This window comes from Acidocella sp. KAb 2-4, assembly GCF_020567705.1.
Taxonomy (GTDB): domain Bacteria; phylum Pseudomonadota; class Alphaproteobacteria; order Acetobacterales; family Acetobacteraceae; genus Acidocella.
In genome coordinates, this window is record NZ_JAJDJU010000019.1 from 23,986 (window position 1) to 43,619 (window position 19,634).

The 19,634-nt window shown below is 70.2% G+C and carries 20 protein-coding genes; 4 read left to right on the forward strand and 16 right to left on the reverse strand.

Going from position 1 to position 19,634, the window contains the following annotated elements; all coding sequences use genetic code 11:
* Positions 1–16 precede the first annotated feature (16 nt).
* Positions 17–1,132 (forward strand): MFS transporter, encoded by a 1,116-nt coding sequence (locus LI953_RS11910; protein WP_227076306.1) that lies wholly within the window; start codon positions 17–19, stop codon positions 1,130–1,132.
* Here the strand turns inward: LI953_RS11910 and LI953_RS11915 are convergent.
* Genes LI953_RS11915 through ftsE form a run of 4 tightly spaced genes read right to left on the reverse strand, consistent with a single transcriptional unit; the run spans position 1,129 to position 4,016 of the window.
* Entirely contained in the window at positions 1,129–1,815 is a 687-nt protein-coding gene (locus LI953_RS11915) for a 1-acyl-sn-glycerol-3-phosphate acyltransferase (RefSeq protein ID WP_227076307.1), read from the reverse strand. The two genes, LI953_RS11910 and LI953_RS11915, sit on opposite strands and share 4 nt — an antisense overlap.
* 8 nt (positions 1,816–1,823) lie before the next feature.
* Positions 1,824–2,447: a YdcF family protein gene (locus tag LI953_RS11920; protein WP_227076308.1), complete on the reverse strand. Its 624-nt coding sequence runs from the start codon at positions 2,445–2,447 to the stop codon at positions 1,824–1,826.
* Positions 2,447–3,346, reverse strand: a complete 900-nt coding sequence (locus tag LI953_RS11925) for an FtsX-like permease family protein (RefSeq protein ID WP_227076309.1) — start codon at positions 3,344–3,346, stop codon at positions 2,447–2,449. The genes LI953_RS11920 and LI953_RS11925 overlap by 1 nt, the downstream gene beginning before the upstream one ends.
* On the reverse strand, positions 3,336–4,016 hold the full coding sequence (ftsE, locus tag LI953_RS11930) for a cell division ATP-binding protein FtsE (RefSeq protein WP_227076310.1): 681 nt from the start codon (positions 4,014–4,016) through the stop codon (positions 3,336–3,338). Before ftsE ends, LI953_RS11925 begins: the two co-directional genes overlap by 11 nt.
* A gap of 122 nt (positions 4,017–4,138) precedes the next feature.
* Between ftsE and LI953_RS11935 the strand changes: the two genes are divergently transcribed.
* A complete protein-coding gene (locus LI953_RS11935) occupies positions 4,139–4,705 on the forward strand; it encodes a zinc-ribbon domain-containing protein (protein ID WP_227076311.1) in 567 nt (188 codons plus the stop codon).
* A 33-nt stretch (positions 4,706–4,738) separates the two neighbouring features.
* Here LI953_RS11935 and glmU read toward each other — a convergent pair whose 3' ends face one another.
* From glmU to LI953_RS11955, 4 genes are read right to left on the reverse strand one after another with little or no spacing between them, the layout of a single operon-like run.
* The gene (gene glmU / locus LI953_RS11940; RefSeq protein ID WP_227076312.1) at positions 4,739–6,016 is read right to left on the reverse strand and encodes a bifunctional UDP-N-acetylglucosamine diphosphorylase/glucosamine-1-phosphate N-acetyltransferase GlmU; all 1,278 of its coding nucleotides are present in this window, start codon (positions 6,014–6,016) and stop codon (positions 4,739–4,741) included.
* An 11-nt stretch (positions 6,017–6,027) separates the two neighbouring features.
* Entirely contained in the window at positions 6,028–6,915 is an 888-nt protein-coding gene (locus LI953_RS11945; RefSeq protein WP_227076313.1) for a prephenate/arogenate dehydrogenase family protein, read from the reverse strand.
* Positions 6,908–7,993: a histidinol-phosphate transaminase gene (hisC, locus tag LI953_RS11950; protein ID WP_227076314.1), complete on the reverse strand. Its 1,086-nt coding sequence runs from the start codon at positions 7,991–7,993 to the stop codon at positions 6,908–6,910. The genes LI953_RS11945 and hisC overlap by 8 nt, the downstream gene beginning before the upstream one ends.
* Positions 7,990–8,847, reverse strand: coding sequence for a chorismate mutase (locus LI953_RS11955; protein WP_227076315.1), 858 nt, complete (start codon positions 8,845–8,847; stop codon positions 7,990–7,992). Before LI953_RS11955 ends, hisC begins: the two co-directional genes overlap by 4 nt.
* Positions 8,848–8,955: 108 nt before the next feature.
* On the opposite strand from LI953_RS11955, the gene LI953_RS11960 reads away from it, so the two are divergent.
* Positions 8,956–10,098 (forward strand): homoserine O-acetyltransferase, encoded by a 1,143-nt coding sequence (locus tag LI953_RS11960; RefSeq protein WP_227076316.1) that lies wholly within the window; start codon positions 8,956–8,958, stop codon positions 10,096–10,098.
* Positions 10,099–10,112: 14 nt separating this feature from the next.
* Complete coding sequence (gene metW, locus LI953_RS11965) at positions 10,113–10,712, forward strand: methionine biosynthesis protein MetW (RefSeq protein ID WP_227076336.1); 600 nt, start codon at positions 10,113–10,115, stop codon at positions 10,710–10,712.
* Positions 10,713–10,714: 2 nt separating this feature from the next.
* Here metW and LI953_RS11970 read toward each other — a convergent pair whose 3' ends face one another.
* The 8 genes from LI953_RS11970 to hemC are packed head-to-tail and all read right to left on the reverse strand — an operon-like array spanning position 10,715 to position 19,621.
* Positions 10,715–12,472 carry an ABC transporter ATP-binding protein gene (locus LI953_RS11970; protein WP_227076317.1) on the reverse strand — a complete coding sequence of 586 codons (1,758 nt, stop codon included), beginning with the start codon at positions 12,470–12,472 and terminating at the stop codon, positions 10,715–10,717.
* The gene (locus tag LI953_RS11975; protein WP_227076318.1) at positions 12,469–13,278 is read right to left on the reverse strand and encodes an ABC transporter permease; all 810 of its coding nucleotides are present in this window, start codon (positions 13,276–13,278) and stop codon (positions 12,469–12,471) included. The genes LI953_RS11970 and LI953_RS11975 overlap by 4 nt, the downstream gene beginning before the upstream one ends.
* Positions 13,271–14,224 (reverse strand): ABC transporter permease, encoded by a 954-nt coding sequence (locus tag LI953_RS11980; RefSeq protein ID WP_227076319.1) that lies wholly within the window; start codon positions 14,222–14,224, stop codon positions 13,271–13,273. The genes LI953_RS11975 and LI953_RS11980 overlap by 8 nt, the downstream gene beginning before the upstream one ends.
* Positions 14,221–15,873 (reverse strand): peptide ABC transporter substrate-binding protein, encoded by a 1,653-nt coding sequence (locus LI953_RS11985; protein WP_227076320.1) that lies wholly within the window; start codon positions 15,871–15,873, stop codon positions 14,221–14,223. The genes LI953_RS11980 and LI953_RS11985 overlap by 4 nt, the downstream gene beginning before the upstream one ends.
* Positions 15,870–17,075 (reverse strand): heme biosynthesis HemY N-terminal domain-containing protein, encoded by a 1,206-nt coding sequence (locus LI953_RS11990; RefSeq protein ID WP_227076321.1) that lies wholly within the window; start codon positions 17,073–17,075, stop codon positions 15,870–15,872. Before LI953_RS11990 ends, LI953_RS11985 begins: the two co-directional genes overlap by 4 nt.
* Positions 17,076–17,079: 4 nt before the next feature.
* Positions 17,080–17,973: a hypothetical protein gene (locus tag LI953_RS11995; protein ID WP_227076322.1), complete on the reverse strand. Its 894-nt coding sequence runs from the start codon at positions 17,971–17,973 to the stop codon at positions 17,080–17,082.
* Positions 17,970–18,638 (reverse strand): uroporphyrinogen-III synthase, encoded by a 669-nt coding sequence (locus LI953_RS12000; RefSeq protein WP_227076323.1) that lies wholly within the window; start codon positions 18,636–18,638, stop codon positions 17,970–17,972. The genes LI953_RS11995 and LI953_RS12000 overlap by 4 nt, the downstream gene beginning before the upstream one ends.
* Positions 18,635–19,621, reverse strand: coding sequence for a hydroxymethylbilane synthase (gene hemC / locus LI953_RS12005; RefSeq protein ID WP_227076324.1), 987 nt, complete (start codon positions 19,619–19,621; stop codon positions 18,635–18,637). The genes LI953_RS12000 and hemC overlap by 4 nt, the downstream gene beginning before the upstream one ends.
* Positions 19,622–19,634: the final 13 nt, after the last annotated feature.

Consider the following 19,634-nt stretch of genomic DNA (forward strand, 5'->3'; position numbering starts at 1 on the left):
CGCTAGCCCGGTGCGCATGGCAGCCAGATTATGGACGATGCGGCTGATGTTCGCGATGGCCGGATTTGGCATCTCCGTCTGGGCCATCACCATCCCCTTCGCCAAAATCCGTTTCGGGCTCGATGACGGCACGCTCGGGCTGATCCTGTTCGCGGGCGGGCTGGGCGGGGTGCTGGTGTTTCCGCTCGCGGGCCTGGCCGTGGCGCGCTGGGGCAGCCGCGCGGCGCTGGCCGGGGCAGGGCTGGCCACGGGGCTGATGCTGCCCTGGCTCACCCTGGCGCCCTCGCCGCTCTTGTTCACCGCGCTGCTGTTTGGCTATGGCGCGCTGTTCGGGGTGTTGGACATCTCGCTCCAGGCCCAGGGCGCGGTGGTTGAGCGCCTCTCCGGGCGGTTGCAAATGTCGGGGTTCCACGCCTGGTACAGCCTCGGCACCCTGGCCGTGGCCCTGGCCAGCAGCATGCTGCTGCGCCTGGGCATCCCGCACGCCACCGGCGCGCTGCTCACCGCCGCGGCCATGCTGCTCCTGCTCACCCAGGTCTGGCGCCTGATTGGCAAGGCCGGCGATCCGCCCGCCGAGGGCCCGCATTTCTCCTGGCCCAACCGCGCCACGCTAGTGCTCGGGCTGTGCTGCTTCACCTGTTTCATGACCGAGGGCGCGGCCACCGATTGGAGCACCATTTTCCTCCGCTTCTCACGCGGGATGCCGCTGGCCGCGGCTACGCTGGGCTATGCCGCTTTCGCCGTGGCGATGCTGGCGGCGCGGCTCTCGGGCGATGCGGTGGCCGAGCGGCTGGGCCAGGCCTGGGTGATGCGCGCGGGCAGCGCGCTCGGCGTGCTCGGTTTCGCGTTGATCATTTTCGTGCCCTATGGCTGGGCCGGGGTGCTGGGCTTCGGGCTGGTCGGGCTGGGCACGGGCAATATCGTGCCCCTGGTGTTCAGCGCCGCCGCCCGCGTGCCGCAAATGGCCGCGCATCATGCCGTGCCCGCCGTGGTCGGGCTGGGCTATGCCGGGTTTCTGGCCGGGCCGGTGATGATCGGGCTGGTCGCGCATCATCTCGGCCTCGGCGCGGCGCTGGGGGTGGTGGCCGCGCTGCTCGGCATCGTGTTCTTTCTGGCCGAGGCGGTGGCCTAACCGCCGTAATAAATCTCGGCCAGCTTGCCGAGCAACGCCCCGCGCCCCAGCCCGCGCGGCAGGGCCGGATGCACCCAGATATGCACAATGCCCGGTGTCTTGTTGAACGAGTTGCGCCCCCAATGGCGGCCCGAATCGGTGCCCGCCGGCACCAGCGGGGCCGGCACCGCATGGGCCAGCGCGGCGATGCCCTGGCGCAGCTGCCCGCGCGCGCCATGGGCGACGCGCGTGCCCTCGGGAAAGATCACCACCTGCCGCCCCGCCTCGGCCGCGCGCCGCGCCCCGGCCACCATCTCGCGCAGCGCCGCGGAGCCGCCGCCGCGATTCACCGAGATCATCCCCGCCGGCTCCAGCAGCCAGCCGAACACGGGGATGCGCTTGAGCTCGCGCTTGAACACGAAGGCCGGGCGAGGCAGCAGGGTCAGCCAGATCAGGATGTCGAGCGCCGATTGGTGCTGCGCGGCAATAATCGCCCCGCCCGTCGGCAGATGCTCCAGCCCCTCGGCCCGCACCTCGATGCCGCAGAACGCCCGCAGCGCCCACAGGCAGATCCGCGCCCAAAATTGCGCCACGCGGGTAATGCCGCCGGGCAGGAACTGCCCGATGCAGGCGGCCCACAGGCTGAGCAAGGCGCCGGTGCCGAGCATGACGGTCTGGAAGGCGGTGAGGCGGAGAAAACGCATGTCTGTGGTCAAGGCTCCGAGTTGAGCAAGCCCGCGGCCAGCCGGCCAAGCCCGGCGCGGACGGTGAGGTACTTCGTATATTCCGCGATGAGCAAGCGCAGGGTGGGCAGGCTGATCATCTTGCGCATGGCGGGCGGGCGCACCGGATCGGGGATCAGCGTGACCCCCGGCAATTGCTGGCTGATCTCCTGCATCGCGCGCGGCATGTGGTAATCGGCGGTGACGACGATGAGCGAGCGCATATTGTGCGCGCGCGCCCAGGCGGCGGCTTCCAGCGCGTTGCCATGGGTGGTGTCGGCCATGTGGCCGAGCGTGATGGCGCTGGCATAGCGGGTGATGGCGGCGGCGTCGTCGGCGGTGAAGTCGCCGAGATAGGTGCCGCGCCCGGCGCCCGAGATCAGCAGCAGCGGCGCTTGGCGCTCGGCCAGCAGGGCCAACGCGGCGCCGATGCGGTTATCACCGCCGGTGAGGGCGACGATGCCGTCCGCCGGGGGCAGCGGGTTGGGCGGCGCGGCGGTGAATACGCTGATCAGGAACACTACGAACCCGGCCAGCCACAACCCCGCCAGGGCGAACGCGCCGCGCAGCAGCAGGCGCGGCAGCGAGGCGCGTTGGCGGCGGCGGCGCGGCATCAGGGCAGGTTCCGCAGCCAGCCGCGCACGGTGAGCTGCGCGGTGCCCCAGCCAATGCCGGCGGCCACCACCGGCAGCCCCGGCAGGGCGATGAGCAGCGCGGGCGGCAGGTTATAGCTGTCGGCGATTTGCGCCGGCCCGGCGAAGGGCGCGGCCAGCGCCGCCAGCCAAGCCAGCACCGGCAGCGCCAGCACCGCCCCGGCGGCGGCCCCGGCGAAGGTGAGCAGCGTGATCCGCGCCGCGAAACGCGCCGCGATGTCGCCATCCAGCGCGCCGAGCGCGTAGATCAGGGTGACCGTCTCGCGCCGCTGCGCGAGGCCCGAGCGCGTGGCCACCGCCACCACCGCCGCCGCCACCAGCGCGACGATGATCAGCACCGCCGCCGCGCAGCCCTGCAGGCTGGTGGTGAGCGCCGCCACCCGTCCGGCCCAGAGCGCGCCGGTTTGCACCAGCGTGCCGGGGCTGAGCTTGGCCAGCGCCGGGCCGAGCGCGTCGGGCGGGGTGGCCCCGGTCCAGTGCGCCGAGATCACGCCGGGCAGCGCCAAGCCGAGTGCCGCCGGGTCGGCGCCGAGCCAGGGGCTGATCAGCGCGCTCACGCTTTGCGGGCTCATCTCTTGCGGGCTGGCTACGTCCGGCATGGCTTGCAACGCCGCCAGCACGGCGGCGAGGCGCGGCGTCTTGCCGTCGGCGCTGGGCGCCTGCGGCTGCGGCACCTGGATGGTGAGTTGCGCTGTGGCGTCCTGCTGCCAGCGCGCGGCCAGGGTGGCGCTGGCCAGCGCCCCGGCCATCGCCAGCGCAGCGAGGAAGCTCATCGCCGCCACCAGCACCGGCAGCAGCCTGTCGCCCAGTGCCTCGCGCAGGCCGAGATAATCCGCGCGGTGGCGAGGCTCAGTCCGCATGGGTCAACCTGCCATGCTCGATGTCGAGGCGCGGCGCCGGATAGCGTTTGACGAGCTCGGTGTTGTGCGTGGCCACCACCACCGTGGTGCCGAGCTGGTTGAGCGCGGTGATCAGATGCATCAGCCGGAACGCCTGGTCATCGTCCAGATTGCCGGTCGGCTCGTCGGCCACCAGCAGCTTGGGCCGGGCGACCACGGCGCGGGCGATGGCGATGCGCTGCTGCTCGCCGCCGGAGAGTTCGTCGGGCCGGGCGTTGAGCCGCGCTTCCAGCCCCACCCAGCGGAGGATCTCGGTGACATCGGCATGCACCTGCGTCTCGTTGCGCCGGGCCAGGCGCATCGGCAGGGCCACGTTGTCATAGGCCGAGAGCTGCGGCAGCAGGCGGAAATCCTGGTACACCACGCCGATGCGCCGGCGCAGCAGGGCGGCATCGCGCCGGGAGATCTTGGCCGCCTCGGTGCCGAGGATCTCGATCCGCCCCCGCACTGGATGCTCGGCCAGATAAATGAGCTTGAGCAGGCTGGTCTTGCCCGCGCCCGAGGGGCCGGTGAGCCAGCGGAACCCGCCATCGGGGATCTCGAAGCTGATCCCGCGCAGGGCTTCGGCCTCGGCATCGCCCTGGCGTGCCGGATGCCGGTATCTCAGCCATACATCCTCGAATTTGACCATCAGCCCATGCGACAAATTACTGGCACCGTTTCTGCCGCGTGTGGACGTGTGCCGGCAAGAGAGTGCGGTGGATATTTTCGGACAGCGTTGCGCCCGTGTTGCGCGAAACGGTCAAAACTGCCATGTCTAGGCCCGATATGCAGATCGTCTGCCCCAAATGCTCAACCGCTTATGAAGTGCCGGATACCGTGTTTGGCGGGCGTCCGCGCAAGCTGCACTGTGTGCAATGCGGCCATCAATGGCGTGGCGGCCCGCCCGAGCCGGCCATGGAATGGTCGGAGGGGCCCGCCGCGGCCTTGCCCCGGTCGGCTGAACCCGGCGCGCAACCAGCGGACCAGGAGTCCCAATTTCTGCTGAGCGCGGAGGAGCGTTTGGCGACCGCGCAAGAGGCCGAGATGGACCCGGCCTCCGGGCCGGCGGCGCCGGAGGCCGAAGGTGGCCGGATCATGGGCATCGAGCCTGGCGCCACGATGCATGATGGGTTTTATGACCTGGTGGTGGCCGCCCGCAACAAGGCCATCGAGGTTGAGCCCGAGCCGCCGCCGCCGCCCAAATTCCGCATCAGCAGCCCGGGCTTCTTCGCCGTGCTGGCGCTGCTGTTCCTGGTCGCGCTGGCGCTTTTGGAGCACCGGCTGGTCGAGCGCCTGCTGCCCGCCAGCGCCGGGTTGTTCAACAAGATCGGTATGTAGCCCGCCCCGCGCGGCGGGGTTGGCGCGGCGGGTTCAACGCGCTTTGGTCACCTGCCGCCCGCGCGCCACGGCCAGCGCGCCATCCGGCACATCCTTCGTGATCACCGACCCGGCCCCGACCAGCGCCCCCGCCCCCACCCGCACCGGGGCGACCAGCGCGGTGTTGGAGCCGATGAAGGCTTTTTCGCCGATAATGGTCTTGTGCTTGGCCTTGCCGTCGTAATTGCAGGTGATGGTGCCGGCGCCGATATTGCTGCCCGCGCCGATCTCGGCATCGCCGATATAGGTGAGGTGGTTGGCCTTGGCGCCCTTGCCCAGCGTCGCCGCCTTCAGCTCGACGAAATTGCCGACATGCGCGTCCTCGCCCACATCGGCGCCGGGGCGCAGCCGCGCATAAGGGCCGATGACCGCGCCCGCGCGCACCACGCAGCCCTCAAGATGCGAAAACGCCTTGATCTCGACGCCGCGTTCCACCACCACGCCCGGCCCGAACACAACATGCGGGCCGATCAGCACGTCCTCGCCCAGCACGGTGTCGGCGGCGAGGAATACGGTCTCGGGGGCCTGCATGCCCACGCCATCGGCCATGGCGGCGGCGCGGGCGCGGGTCTGGAACACCGCCTCAGCCTGGGCCAGCTCGGCGCGGGAATTCACGCCCATGCATTCCGCATACGGGGCTTCCAGCGCGGCCACGTTGATGCCCTGGCCGCGGGCGATCGCCACGATGTCGGTGAGGTAATACTCGCCCTTGGCGTTATCGTTGCCCACTTCGGCCAGCCAGTCGCGCATGTCGGTGCCGCGCGCGATGAGCCCGCCCGCGTTGCAGAAGCCGATGGCGCGCTCGGCCTCATCGGCGTCGGCATATTCGACGATGCGCGTCACGTATCCGCCCTCGGTGACGAGGCGGCCATATTTGCCCGGTTCCGGCGGTGTCATGCCCAGCAGCACCAGCCCGGCATCGCCGGCCTCCAGCCGTGCCTTGAGCGCGCGCATGGTGGCGGCGCTGACGAGCGGGTTATCAGCATAAAATACCGCCACCGGCCCTTCGCCGAAGCAGCTTTCGGCCATGCGGGTGGCGTGCGCGGTGCCCAGGCGCTCATGCTGCACCACCACCTCATGCGGGGCGGCGAGCTTGGCCAGGGCGGGCATGTCCGGCCCGATCACCACCACGATGCGCTCGAACACCTGCGCCGCCGCGGCGATGATATGCGCCAGCATCGGGCGCCCGGCGATTTTGTGCGCCGCCTTGGGTAGCGCCGATTTCATCCGCGTGCCCAGCCCCGCCGCGATGATGACCGCTGTACTTTGCATCCCAGGCTCCGTCAGGCTTGCTTGATGTCGATCAGGCTCTTCCTGATCTTCCGGCCGCGGTTGATCTTGTCCTCGATATACGAGGTGTCGCCCCAGCGCACCGCGCGCGCCATGCTTTGCGCGTCCTCGGAGAAGCGGGCGAACATCTCCAGCAGGGCATCCTTGTTGTTGATGAAGATGTCGCGCCACATCACCGGGTCGGAGGCGGCGATGCGGGTGAAATCGCGGAAGCCGCCCGCGGCGAATTGCAGCACCTCCTCGCGGGTCTCATCGGCCAGATCATCGGCGGTGCCGCAGATGGTGAAGGCGATGAGATGCGGCAGATGGGAGACGATCGCCACCACGCGGTCATGATGCGCGGCGGTCATCCGCACGGTGCGCGCCCCCAGGGCCTGCCAGAAGCCCTCGATCGTGGCGGTGGCGGCTTCGTCCGCGCCCTCGGGCGGGGTGAGCAGGCACCAGCGGCCCTTGAACAGATCGGCCATGCCGGATTCAGGCCCGGAGAATTCCAGCCCCGCCATCGGGTGGGCGGGCACGAAATGCACACCCTCCGGCACATGCGGGCCGACATCGCGGATCACCGATTGCTTGGTGGAGCCGACATCGGAGAGGATGCAGCCGGGCGCCAGATGTGGCCCGATGCCCTTGGCGATGGCCGCGAAGCTGCCGACCGGGGTGCACAGGATGACGCCATCGACGCCCTGCACGGCCTCGGCCGGGTCGGCGGTGTAGCTATTGCCCAGCTCCAGCTCACGCGCTTGGGCCAGATGTGTCGGGCTGGCGTCGCAGATCACCAGATGCGCCACCGCGCCGGGGGTCAGCTTCACCGCGCGGGCGATGGAGGAGCCGATATGGCCGATGCCGATCAGCGCCAGCCGGCGGAAGAGCGGTTCAGCCACGGCAGAATTCCGCCAGGGCGGTGGCCACGCGGTTGCACTCCTCATCGGTGCCGATGGTGATGCGCAGGCATTGCGGCAGGCCGTAGGATTTCACCCGGCGCACGATGATGCCGCCGCGGCGAAGATGCTCATCCGCCGCGATCGCGCGGTCCTCGCCGCCGAAATCGACGAGCAGGAAATTCGCTTCGGAGGGATGCACGGTGAGCCCGCTCTGGCGCAGCCGCTCGGCCAGGCGGCGCTTGGCCTGGGTGTTGTGGGCGCGCCCGCGCTCCAGCCAGCCCGGCTCGCGCAGCGCGGCGATGCCGGCGGCGGCGGCGAAATTATTCACCGGGAAGGGCGGGCGCACGCGGTTCAGCACATCGGCGATGGCGGGCGGCGCATAGGCCCAGCCGAGCCGCGCCCCGCCCATGCCGAAGATCTTGGAGAAGGTGCGGGTCATCACGCAATTATCGCCCGCCTCCACCAGCGCGGCGCCGGCATCGTAATCCGGGCGGTCGACATATTCGGAATAGGCGGCGTCGATCACCAGAAGCACGTGGCTGGGCAGGCCCTCGCGCAGGCGCAGCATCTCGCTCTGCGGCAGCAGCGTGCCGGTGGGGTTGTTGGGGTTGGCGAGGAACACCATCGTCGTCGCCGGAGTGACCAGTGCCAGCATCGCGTCGACATCGGTGGTGAGGTTGGCCTCCGGCGCCTTCTTCACCGTGCAGCCCACGATCTTGCCCGCGATTTCATACACCGAGAAGCCGTGCTCGCTCATGATCAGCTCGGTGCCCGGCCCGCCATAAGACTGGATGAGCAGGACCAGCAGCTCGTCCGACCCGTTGCCGCAGACGATGCGCGCCGGGTCCAGCCCGAATTTGGCGCCGATCTCGTGGCGCAGCGTGGCGGAGGAGCCGTCCGGGTAGCGGTGCATGGCCGCCGCGGCTTCGGCCATGGCCTTGATCGCGGAGGGGGGCGGGCCGAACGCGCCCTCGTTGGAGGAGAGCTTCAGCGGCGCCGTGACGCCCGGCAGCCTGGATTCGCCGCCGACATAGGGGGCGACTGAAAACACCTCCGGCCTTGGGGTAGGGGCGCTCATGCGTCCACCGGCACGGCGAAGCCGCCAATCGCCACCGGCGGCGCCTCCAGCCCGCCAATGGCGGCGAGGCGCGGATCGGCGTCTTCCACCAGCCCGGCCACCTCGACCAGTGCGTGCAGATGCGTATTGCCGGGCAGGCGGCGCACCCACAGCGCGCCTGGCTCGAACCCGGCATCCTTGACCAGCGCCATCATCCGCGCGCGCGAGGTGTCGGCGGTGAATTGCAGCGCCAGCAGCCCGCGGTCATCGCCGCTGGCATCGGGCGGCACGGTGGCGACGACATAGGCGTCACCCACGGGCAGACCCTCGCTCCGCTTGGTCCAGAACGGGATTTTGGCGATCACGTAAAGCCGTTGCGCGCCCGAGGCGGTGAGCAGCGGCCACCAGCCGCCATGCGCCTCGTCATCCTCGGCTAACGGCGGCAGCACGCCGAGCTGCGCGCCGCCCTCGCGGGTGAGGTCGGCCATGGTTTGCGCCGGGTTGGCGTGGCGGCGCACCGGGGTGAGCGGGCCGAAATGCTCGCGTGCCAGAGCGAGGCGCGTCTCGCCGCCCTCGCCATCACACACCGCCATGGTTTGCCCGCCCTCGATGATCAGCGCCGCGCCGAACATCTCGCGCCAGATGCGCACGATGGCCTGGCGCGGCAGGGCGCCGCCGTGGCGGGCCAGCAGGCGGCGCAGGATGCTCGCCTCGCGCCCGGGGCGGATCTTGGTGCCGCGCTTGCCGCCATCGGTGGCGACGGATTCCACCACTTTCGCCCGCTGCATCAGCAGGTCGTGGATCTGGTCGTCCAGCGCATCGAGCTGCGCGCGCAGCTCGGCGAGGCGGGTGTTCGGGGTGAGGGACTGTGTCATCGCCGAATGCTGTTAGCGAATTGTGCGGGAAGCGCCAAGCCAGCCGGGTGGAATCGGCGGCGAGGGTTGCGCGCCGGGGGCGGCCAGAGCATATGCGTGGGGTTAGCCATGGACCAGAATCCCGCCTTTCCGGAGACGCAGCACCAGAGCCTGACCTTCAGCCAGGGTCTGGCGCTGGATTGCGGCCAGCGCCTGGACAGCGTGACGGTGGCCTACCGCACCTATGGCACGCTGAACGCCACGCGCAGCAATGCGGTTTTCGTCTGCCATGCGCTCACGGGCGACCAATACGTGGCCGAGCACAACCCGGAGACCGGCAAGCCGGGCTGGTGGGATTATGTGGTCGGCCCCGGCAAGCCGGTGGATACCGGCAAATATTTCGTGATCTGCGCCAACGTGCTGGGCGGCTGCATGGGCACCACCGGCCCGCGCTCGCCGCACCCCGATGGTTCCGGCCAGCCCTGGGGCGTGGATTTCCCGCCGGTGACGATCCAGGACATGGTGCGCGCGCAGAAGCTACTGGTGGAGCAGCTTGGCATCTCCCGGCTATTCGCGGTCATTGGCGGCTCGATGGGCGGCATGCAGGTGCTGGCCTGGGCGGCGCTCTACCCGGAAGCCGTGTTCGCCGCCGTGCCGGTGGCCACCGCCTCTTACCATTCGGCGCAAAACATCGCCTTTCACGAGATCGGCCGCCAAGCCATCGCCGCCGATCCCTCCTTCCATGACGGGCATTACTGGCGCGCGGGCGTGCGGCCCGAGCGCGGGCTCGCCGTGGCGCGCATGACCGCGCATATCACCTATGTTTCCGAGGCCGCGCTGACCCGCAAATTCGGCCGCAAGCTGCAACATGCCGAGGGGCTCTCGGCGCTGGGCGATCAGTTCGCGGTGGAGAGCTATCTGCAATACCAGGGCAGCTCCTTCGTGCAGCGTTTCGACGCCAATTCCTACCTGACCATCACCCGCGCCATGGATCTGTTCGACCTCGCCGCCGAGCATGGCGGCGTGTTGGCCAACGCCTTCAAGGGCACGAAGACGCGCTTCCTGCTGGTGAGCTTCTCCTCCGACTGGCTGTTCCCCACGGCGCAGAGCCGGGCCATCGCCCGCGCGCTCAACCATGTCGCGGCCAATGTGTCGTTCGTCGAGGTGCAGTCCGACAAGGGGCATGACGCCTTTTTGCTTGACGAGCCGGATTTCCACACCACGCTGCGCGGCTTCCTCGCCGGCTGCGCCGAACATGCGGGGCTGGCATGATCGCGCCGCGCAAGATCCGCGTCGATCTCAAGCTGATCGCCGATCTGGTGGCGCCCGGCTCGCGCGTGCTCGATATCGGCTGCGCCGACGGCACGCTGATCGACCATCTCTACCGCGAAAAGAATTGCGACGCGCGCGGCATCGAGCTCGACATGCAGGAGGTGCAGCGTGCCGTGGCGCATGGCGTGCCGGTGATGCAGGGCGACGCGGATACCGAGCTTGTTACTTATCCTGACGGCGCGTTTGATTATGTGATCCTCTCGCGCACGCTGCAAGCGGTGGAGAAGCCGCGCGAGGTGCTGGCCCAGATGCTGCGCATCGGCACGCATGTCATCGTCAGCTTCCCAAATTTCGGGCATTGGTCGTTGCGCGTGCAACTGCTCGCCAAGGGGCGCATGCCGATGACGGCGGGCTGGAACCGCATGTGGTATGAGACGCCGAACATCCACCCCTGCACGATCGGCGATTTCTTCGCCCTGTGCGCGCAGGATGGCTATATCGTCGAAGATTGGCTGGCGGCGGATGAGCAGGGGCTGCGCACGCCTTGGCGCCGCTCGCGCCGGCTGGCCAATCTGTTTGGCGAGCAGGGGCTGTTTCTGCTCCGTAAGGCCTGAGTTCAGCGCCGCGCCGCGCCGACCAGCGCGGCGGTATAGGCGTCGCGCGGCGCGCTGATCAGCCGCGCCACCGGCCCGGTTTCCACGACCTGCCCCTCGCGCAGCACGGCGATGCGGTCGGCCATGTAGCTGACCACGGCGAAGTCATGGCTGATGAGGATGTAGGACAGCCCGAGCCGCCGCCCTAGAGCCTTGAGCAGGTTGAGCAGCATCGCCTGGGTCGAGACATCGAGCGCCGAGGTCGGCTCGTCCAGCACGATCAGCTCCGGCTGCGCCGCCAGGGCGCGCGCGATGGCCACGCGCTGCGCCTGCCCGCCCGAGAGCGTGGCGGGGAAGCGGCTCGCCATCTCCGCGCTCAGGCCGACATTGTTCAGCAACTCGGCCACCCGCGCGGCATTGGCGGCGCGCGCGGTCTGGCCTTGCAGCACCAGCGGCTCGGCGATGATCTCGCCCACGCGCATGCGCGGGTTCATCGATTCGCGCGGGTCCTGGAACACCACTTGCAAGCGCCGCCGCCAGCCGCGCAACGCCGCGCCGCGCAAGGCCGTTACATCCTGCCCGTTTAGCGTGACCTGCCCGGTATGCGGCTGCATCTGCAAAATGGCTCGCCCCAGCGTCGATTTGCCGGAGCCGCTGGCGCCGACAATGCCCAGGCATTCGCCGCGCCCGAGCTCCAGCGACACGCCTTGCAGCGCCGGGGCGGCATGGCCAGGGTAGCGCACGCCGAGCGCCCGCGCCTGGAGCAGCGGCAGGTAGCGGCGCTCCCCGGCGGGCAAATCCGGGGCGGGTTCGGCGGGGGGCGCGGCGCTCAGCGGGTAGAGGCAGGCGGCGTGCGTGCCGCCCGCTCGCAGCGGCGGCGGGTCCGTGGCGGTGCAATCGGGGCGGACATAGGCGCAGCGCGGGGCGAAGCGGCAGCCGGGCGGCCGCGCCTCGGGCTCGGGCAGCGCGCCGGGGATCGTGCGCAGCCGCGCCACCCCGAGCCGCGGCACGGCGCCGAGCAGCGCCTCGCTATAGGGGTGCCGGGGCTGGGCGAAGAAATCCCGCGCGCCGCCCCATTCGGCGCTGCGCCCGGCATAGAGCACATGGATGGAATCGGCATGGTCGCGCACCACCGAGAGGTCGTGCGTGACGAACAGCACCGCCATGTCGCGCTCGCGGCGCAGCCGCGTGATCAGCGCCATGATCTGCGCCGCCACCAGCGGGTCCAGCCCGGTGCTGGGTTCGTCGGCGATCAGCAATTGCGGCGCGCAGGCCAGCGCCATGGCGATCATCACGCGCTGGCGCATGCCGCCGGAGAATTGGTGCGGGTAGTCATCCAGCCGCGCGGCGGGGTTGGGGATGCCGACCTCGCCCAGCAGGTCCAGCGCCCTGGCCCGCGCCGCCCGGGCCGAGCCGCCCTCATGCACCCGCCACGCCTCGGCGATCTGCGCCGCCACGCTGCGCGAGGGGTTGAGCGCCGCCAGCGGGTTTTGGAACACCATGCCGATGCGCTTGCCGCGCACGCGGCGCATCTCGGCCTCGCTGGCCTGGGCCAGGTTTTGCCCGCCGAGCCGGATCTCGCCGCTGAGCGCCGCCCCCGGCGGCAGCAGCCGCATGATGGAGAGCGCCGCGATGGTCTTGCCCGAGCCGCTCTCGCCCACCAGCCCCAGCATCTCGCCCGGGGCGATGGCGAGGCTGAAATCCTCCAGCACCTTCACCAGCCCCGCGCCGCCGCGCGGCAGCGCCACGGAGAGATTGCGGATCTCCAGCACCGGGCTCATCGCGCCTCGCCCCAGCGCCGCAGCAGCCCCTGCCCGGTGAGCGAGGCTGCCAGCAGCGAGCCGAACACCAGCAGGCCGGGCGGCAGGATCAGCCACCACGGGTCGAGCGCGATGATGTTGAGCGCCGTTTCCAGCAGGCTGCCCCAGCTCACCTGCGGCGGCTGTACCCCGAGGCCAAGGAAGCTCAGCGCCGAGAGCGCGAAGATCGCGTCGCCGACCATGAAGGTGCCGTTGACCACCAGCACCGGGGCGATGACGCGCAGCAGATGCGCGCGCGCGAGGTAAAGCCGCCCGGCCCCCGCCTGCTCGGCGGCGAAGATGAAATCGCGCCCGCGCTGGGCGCGCGTCTCGTTGCGCACCAGCCGCGCCAAGCCGGGCCAGGAGATCAGGCCGAGCAGCAGGATCAGGCTGGTATTGTTGAGCGGCACCAGCGCGGCGAAAAACAGCAGCACGATCAGGCTCGGCAGGGCCAGCACCACATCGAGCAGGCGCATCAGGATTTTATCCGCCCAGGGCGGCGCCAGCCCGGCGAGCAGCCCGTAGGCCAGCCCGGCGGCAAAGGCCAGCGCCGCCGCGGGCAGCGCCACTACCAGCGTCGCCAGCCCGCCCGCCAGCACCAGCGCCAGATTGTCGCGCCCCAGCTCGTCGGTGCCGAGGGGGAAGGCGAGGCTCGGCGCCTGCAACGCCTGCGCGGGGTGGAGGGCGTATGGATCGGCCGGATAGAGAAACGGCGCCACCAGCCCGAGGGCCAGGATCAGCCCGCCCAGCGCCAGCCCGGCGGCGAGGCTCCCGCGCGGCCTATTCATAGCTCGCCCGCGGGTCGAGCAGCCCGTTTACCAGATCGGCCAGCAGATTGCCGATCACGGTGAGCAGGCCGATGATCAGCACGATCGCGATCAACACCGGATAATCCTGCGCCAGGGCCGAGCGCCACATCAGCCAGCCGAGGCCGGGATAGTTGAACACGGATTCGACGATGACGCCGCCGGTGAAGATGTAAGGGAAGGACAGGCCGAGCATGGTGACGAGCGGACGCAGCGCGTTGCGCAGCACATGCGCGAACAGGATGCGCAGGAAGCCCACGCCCTTGGCCCTGGCGGTGCGCACGTAATCCTTGCCCAGCTCCTCATGCACCGCCTCGCCGAAATAGCGCGAGAGCGGCGACACGGTGAGCAGGGTGACGGTGGTGACCGGCAGCACCAGATGCGCGGCGTAGGCGCCAAGGCCCGGATGCGCGCTGCGCAGATCGGTAATGCCGCTGGCCGGCAGCCAGCCGAGCTGCACCGCGAACCACAGCACCAGCATGGCGGCGACGAAAAAGGGCGGCGCGGCGTAAAACCCAAGCTGGAAGGCGCCGATGAGCCGTGCCGGCCAGCGTCCGAACCAAACCCCCTGCGCGAGGCCGAGCAGGATCGCGAGCGCGGTGCTGAGCGTGATGGCGGCGCTGTAGAACACCAGCGTGTTGCGCTCATAGCTCCACAGCAGCGCGCCGACCGGGCGGTTGAGCAGATAGGAATAGCCGAGCTGCCCATGCGCCAGATGCCACCACCAGATGCCGTATTGCTTCAGCAAGGGCTGGTCGAGCCCCAGCCGCGCGTTCACCTGCGCCACCGAGGCCAGCGTCGCCTTCTGCCCCAGGATCGAATAGGCCGGGCCGCCGGGGGTGAGATGCGCCATGAAGAACACCAGCGTGACCAGCACGAACACCGACAGGCTGGAGGAGGCGGCGCGGCGCAGGATCATGCTGATCATGGCGCCGCGGCCTCGGGGCAATAGAGCTTATCAGGGTAATAATTGTAGACGGGATCGACGAAATCCTCCACGCCGCGGATGCGCGCGCGGGCCAGGATGGTGGCGCTGCCCACGGGCATGAAGATCACCGGCTGCTGCGCGCTGGCATAGGTGGCGTAGTCATACAGCCCTTGCAGCCCCGGCTGGTCGGTACTCTGCGCGATCAGCCGGTCCATCTCGGGGTCGGAATAGCCGCCGGCATTGGCGAAGGCGCCGGTGCCGAACAGATCCTCGCCGGTGGGATAAGCGGAGATCGTCTCGCCCAGCCCGGCGGCCTCCCAATCACCATGCGGGTTGTTGAGCAGCGCCACGAGCTGGTTGAACTCGATCTCCCGCACTTTCATCTCGATGCCCACCCGGCGCAGATAATCCTGCACCATCACCGTCATCTGCGCCGAGCCCGCATTGCCCGCGAGGCTGAGATAGGTGAAGGAGAGGCGTTGCCCCTGGCGGCGCATGATCCCGTCCGGGCCGCGGCTGAAACCGGCTTGTTGCAGCAGGGATATGGCTTTTTGCGGATCGTAGCCGACCGGATACTGCCCCGCTTGCATCGCCGGGGGCAAATAGGTGGGTGGTTGCGGTGGTATCGGCGCGCGGATTTCCTGGCCATGCCCGTGGTCGATCAGCGCGATCATCTCGCGCTGGTTCATCGCGTCGGCCATCGCCTGGCGCACGCGCACATCGCGGAAAAAGGCGGCGCGCGGGTTACGCAGGTTCAGCTCGATTTCATCATAGCTCAGCCCCGGCGGCAGGCTGATCAGCCGGATGCCGGGCAGATGCTGCACCGCGTTCCACAGCCCCATCGGGGCGTTGGCCATGTCCAGCTCGCCCGATTCCACCTGTTGCAGCGCCGCGCCGTCGCCCTCCACGAATTTCCACACCAGTCGCGAGAGATGCAGAGGCGGGCCCTCCCAGCGCGGGTTTGGTGTCATCACCAGATCCTGCCCGATATCCAGGCGCTGCGGACGCAGCGGGCCATCCACCACCTGGAAGAAGCCGGGCTCGCTCTGGCTCTGGAAGATCTGGTCCAGCGTGAAGCGGCTCCAGGCATGGCGTGGCAGCGGCAGCAGCAGGCTGAGGCCGTTATAGATATACCATTGCGGGTTCACCGGGCGTTTCAGCGTCACGCGGAATTCCTCGGGGCCGAGCACGGTGAGTGATTGCACGATATCCGGCATGCCTCCCGCGCCATACCCGGCATAGCTGGGGCCGAGCGCCTTGATCAGGTTGAACGTGTAGGCAACGTCATCGGCGGTGACCGGCACGCCATCCGACCAATGCCAGGGGCGGAGCTTCACATCGTAGACCTCGCCGTTCGCGGAGGGCGTGATGGAGGTAGCGAGGCTGCGCGGCCAGTCGATTTGCAGGGTGCGGCCGTTGATCCAGATCAGCCCCTCGAACATCATGCCCGCGGCGGCGGTGTTGTAGAGCGAATTGGCGAGCAGCGGGTTGAAGGAGGTGATGTCCGCCCCGGCGGAGATGCCGATGCCGGTGGGGATGACAACGCTGCCGCAATCCTGCGCGGCGGCGGGGTGGGGGGCGGGCGCCAGGACGCAGGCGAGCGCCAGGGCGGCGAGCCGGGCAGGCGCGGTCCTGCGCCGGGGGCTCACACCAGCGCCGTGCCGGGGGCGCGCCAGCGCAGCGAGCCGATTTTGTGGCAGACGGGGCAAACGGGCGCCCAATCGGGCTGCGCGTGATGGCAGGAGTCGCAGAGCCAGGCGAAGCGCGAGGGCTGCGCCGGTTTACCCGCCAACTGGTCGAGGATCGCCTGGGCGCGGCCATCATCGCCCCCGGCCTCCAGTGCCGCCTGGGCGTGGCGCGCGGCCTCGCCGGGCAGCTTGGCGGCGAGATCGGCCTGCGCCAGCAGTAATTCAGACTCCACATGGCCGGGATTGGCCGCGGCCAGTTCCGGCGCCTCTCTCGCGCGTTCCAGCGGCGTGGCGTCGGCGGGTGTCCACGCCTCGGCCAGCAGCGGGTGGGGCGCGGCTTCCCATCCGGCGCGCAGGGCCTTCTTCGCCGCGCGCTCTTTGCCCAAAGCCCGGAGCGCATTGGCCAGCGCCGCCACGGCCGGGGCGAAGAGCGGATCGGCCTTCACCGCCCGCTTGGCGAAGGCGAGCGCCTGTGCTGGGGTGGTGGCCTGCCGCGCGGCGGCCGTGGCCAGCGCCGCGATCTCATGCTTGTCCTGCGTCAGCCCCAGGGCGGCGGCGTAATCTCCGGTGCGCAGGGCCAGGTCCAGACGCTGCGCGCGGGTCCAGGCGGCGCCGGGATAGGCGGTCTCCGCCGCCTCGGCATGCTGGCGCGCGGCGTCATGCTCGCCCGCTTCCAGGCTGGCGCGCAGCAGGCCGCGATGGCCAAGGAATTTCAGCTCCTTGTGCTGAGTGAGCTTGGCGAAGGCGCTCTTCGCCTGCGTGGCGTCGCCAGCCAGACGCGCGGCTTCGGCGCTGAGCAGCAGGGCCAGCGGGGTTTCGCCGGCGAGTTTCAGCGCCTTGGCGGCCTCGGCCTTGGCGGCGCGGGCATCCTGAGCGGCCAGGGCGGCCAGCCCGCGCAGGGTCGCCGCTTCGCCCGCCGCCGCCCGCTTCGCCGCCCGCCAGGCGCCGAATTGCCCCGGTGCGCGGCGGATTCCGCCCAGCACCCGCAACAGCACGGTGAGCAGCAGCGCGATGAGCAGCAGCAGCAGCAGCGCCGCCGGGGTGGAGGTGGTGACGACATATGGCCCGGCATGGGCCGTGACGCTGCCGGGCAGCCCACCCACCCACCAGGCGAGGGCCAGCAGGACCGCCGCCAGCAGCATGAATTTCACCGCGCGCAGCATCGGCCTACGCGCCTTGTGCCATGCTGGTGAGGGCCGCCCGGGCCTCCAGCAGCGCCTTGGCCTGGGCAAGCCAGGGCGCCATCGCCGCCTGCGCGGGCGGGCTGAGCGCCTGCAGCGCCGCCACCGCCCCGGCGAGATCGCCCGCGTCCAGCGTGGCCTTCGCCTGGTTCAGCACCGCCTGCGCGGGCGGGCCGAACAGCACGGTGTTGCCGTTGCTGATGGTGATGATGCCCTCCAGCCGTAGCTTCACCTTCGCCCAGAACCCGGCCTCGCCATTGGTGGAAAGGCTGGCTGCCGCGGCCGCCGTTGCCGCCGCGGGGAAGCTCTGGCGCAGCGCCGCCTCGGTCGGTGGCGCGGTGCTGGCGAATTGCGCCAGAGCGTCCGGCGCGTTGGGAATAACGCCGAGCGGCTGCCCGGCATCCAGCGCCAGGCGCGCCGCCGCGAGGTCGTTCAGCAGCGCCATGCGGGTGGTCAGCTTGCCGAGATCAGCCGTGTTGGCCTGCACCTGGCTAAGCTGGCCGTGATCGGCGGCTTGCTGCGCCTGCATCGCGTTCACCTGCGCGGCCAGTGCGGCGAATTTCTGCGTCAGATCGGCTTGCACGGTCACGCTGTCCGGCGCCGGGGCGGCGCGGGCGGCGGCAGCGCGCAGATCGTCGAGCTGCGCGCGCAGCACGGCGAGTTCGGTGGCGTCGGCCTGATGGGCGCGTTGGTTGGCCCAGAGATACCCCTCGCCCCCGGCCAGCACCAGAAAGCCAAGGATGAACGCCACCGGCCACGCTGAACGCCGGGGGCGCGGCGCGGGGGATACCGGCGGCGCGGCGGCGCTGGCCGGGGTGGGCGGCGCAGCCGGGGCGGCCTCGGGAATGGGCGTTTCGTTCGGGGTTTCGGTGTCACTCATGCCAGCAATGCCATCAAATCCGCTTCCGTTGGCGCTACTGCCGCACGGATTTGCGCCCAGGGCAAGTCTTGTAACGCCTCCGCGACCGTTTTGCTGAGCGCATAGGCCGTGATCGCCGCCGTGCCGGGCGGGTTCAGCCTGGCGAAGGCGCGGGCGGTTTCGGCGGAATAAAACAGCGCGCCGACGATGTCGCCGCCCGCCAGCGCCGCCGCCACGGTCTCCGGCAGGCGGCGAGTGGGCGTGACCGTGTAGACCTTGCGGCGCAGCACCTTGATGCCGGCTTCGCGCAGCCTTGCCGCCAGGGCCAAGCCGTGCCGCTCGCCCACCGCGAGCAGATGCAGCCCCGGCACATGCCGCGCCGCGATCAGCCGGAACAGATCATCCGCATTGCCGCGCGCGCTCTCGACGCGGGTGAACCCGGCCTCGCGCAGCTTGGCGGCGGTGGCGTCGCCCACGCAAAAGGCGGGAACGTGATGTAGCGCCGCGGGCAAGGCGGGCACGGCTTGGCCGCTGGTGATGACCAGCGCCGCCGGTTTTTCCGGCAGGCGCGGGGCGGTGGTGCGGATCGTCAGGCAGGGCAGCACCACCGGCTCGTGCCCCATGGCCGCCAGACGCGCCGCCGTGGCGCTCGCCCCCGGCTCCGGCCTGGTGACCAGCAGCTTCACGGCAGGAAGATATCCGGCGGGCTGTCGGCCTTCAGCGACTCGCCCAGCTCGCGGCCCAGGCGCTCGGCGTCATCCGCCGCGCCGGTCAGGCTGCGCTTGAGCAGGAAGGAGCCATCGGCCCGCGCCACCAGCCCGGTGAGGTGCAGCGCGCCATTTTCCAGCAGCCGGGCATAGCCGCCGATCGGGGTGCGGCAGGAGCCGTCCAGCGTGGCCAGCAGGGCGCGCTCGGCGCGGGAGACGGCCTTGGCCTCCTGGTCCTCGATCGCGGCCAGCAGCTCCCAGAGATCTTCATCGGCGGTGCGCACGGTGATGCCGACAATGCCCTGGCACGCGGCGGGCACCATCTGCTCGGGGCTCAGCACGACGCTGGATTGCGGGACCAGCCCCAGCCGCTTCAGCCCGGCCTGGGCGAGCAGCGTGCCGTCCAGCTCCGCCGCCTCGATGCGTGCCAGCCGCGTGCCGACATTGCCGCGCAGCAGCGTGAAATTGAGGTCGGGCCGGGCATATTTCATCTGCGCCTGGCGGCGCACCGAGGCCGAGCCCACCGTGGCGCCATGCGGCAGCGCGCCATAAGGGTCAGCCGGATCGGCGGGGGTGCGTCCCGGCGGCAGGATCAGCACGTCGCGCGCATCCTCGCGCTTCAGCGTGCAGGCCAGGGCGATGCCCTCGGGCAGGGTGGTTTCCAGATCCTTGAGGCTGTGCACCGCGAAATCGATCCGCCCGGCGGCCAGGGAGTCGTGGATCTCCTTGGCGAACAACCCCTTGCCGCCGATCTCGGCGAGCGGGCGGTTTTGCACCGCGTCGCCGGTGGTGGTGATGATGTGCTCCTCGAACATCTCCGTGCGGCCCATGGCGGGGCAGACGGCGCGGATCAGGCCCAGGAAGGTCTCGGTCTGCTGGCGGGCCAGCGGCGAACCGCGCGTGCCCACCTTCAGCGGCAGGTTACGGCGATGCGGCTTCACATTGGGTGTTACGGTTTTCACGTGGCTGGTCTAG

Coding starts and splice junctions, on each gene's coding strand:
- LI953_RS11910 (WP_227076306.1), top strand. CDS start 17: ATGGCAGCCAGATTATGGACGATGCGGCTGATGTTCGCGATGGCCGGA.
- LI953_RS11915 (WP_227076307.1), bottom strand. CDS start 1,815: ATGCGTTTTCTCCGCCTCACCGCCTTCCAGACCGTCATGCTCGGCACC.
- LI953_RS11920 (WP_227076308.1), bottom strand. CDS start 2,447: ATGCCGCGCCGCCGCCGCCAACGCGCCTCGCTGCCGCGCCTGCTGCTG.
- LI953_RS11925 (WP_227076309.1), bottom strand. CDS start 3,346: ATGCGGACTGAGCCTCGCCACCGCGCGGATTATCTCGGCCTGCGCGAG.
- ftsE (WP_227076310.1), bottom strand. CDS start 4,016: ATGGTCAAATTCGAGGATGTATGGCTGAGATACCGGCATCCGGCACGC.
- LI953_RS11935 (WP_227076311.1), top strand. CDS start 4,139: ATGTCTAGGCCCGATATGCAGATCGTCTGCCCCAAATGCTCAACCGCT.
- glmU (WP_227076312.1), bottom strand. CDS start 6,016: ATGCAAAGTACAGCGGTCATCATCGCGGCGGGGCTGGGCACGCGGATG.
- hisC (WP_227076314.1), bottom strand. CDS start 7,993: ATGAGCGCCCCTACCCCAAGGCCGGAGGTGTTTTCAGTCGCCCCCTAT.
- LI953_RS11955 (WP_227076315.1), bottom strand. CDS start 8,847: ATGACACAGTCCCTCACCCCGAACACCCGCCTCGCCGAGCTGCGCGCG.
- LI953_RS11960 (WP_227076316.1), top strand. CDS start 8,956: ATGGACCAGAATCCCGCCTTTCCGGAGACGCAGCACCAGAGCCTGACC.
- LI953_RS11970 (WP_227076317.1), bottom strand. CDS start 12,472: ATGAGCCCGGTGCTGGAGATCCGCAATCTCTCCGTGGCGCTGCCGCGC.
- LI953_RS11975 (WP_227076318.1), bottom strand. CDS start 13,278: ATGAATAGGCCGCGCGGGAGCCTCGCCGCCGGGCTGGCGCTGGGCGGG.
- LI953_RS11980 (WP_227076319.1), bottom strand. CDS start 14,224: ATGATCAGCATGATCCTGCGCCGCGCCGCCTCCTCCAGCCTGTCGGTG.
- LI953_RS11990 (WP_227076321.1), bottom strand. CDS start 17,075: ATGCTGCGCGCGGTGAAATTCATGCTGCTGGCGGCGGTCCTGCTGGCC.
- LI953_RS11995 (WP_227076322.1), bottom strand. CDS start 17,973: ATGAGTGACACCGAAACCCCGAACGAAACGCCCATTCCCGAGGCCGCC.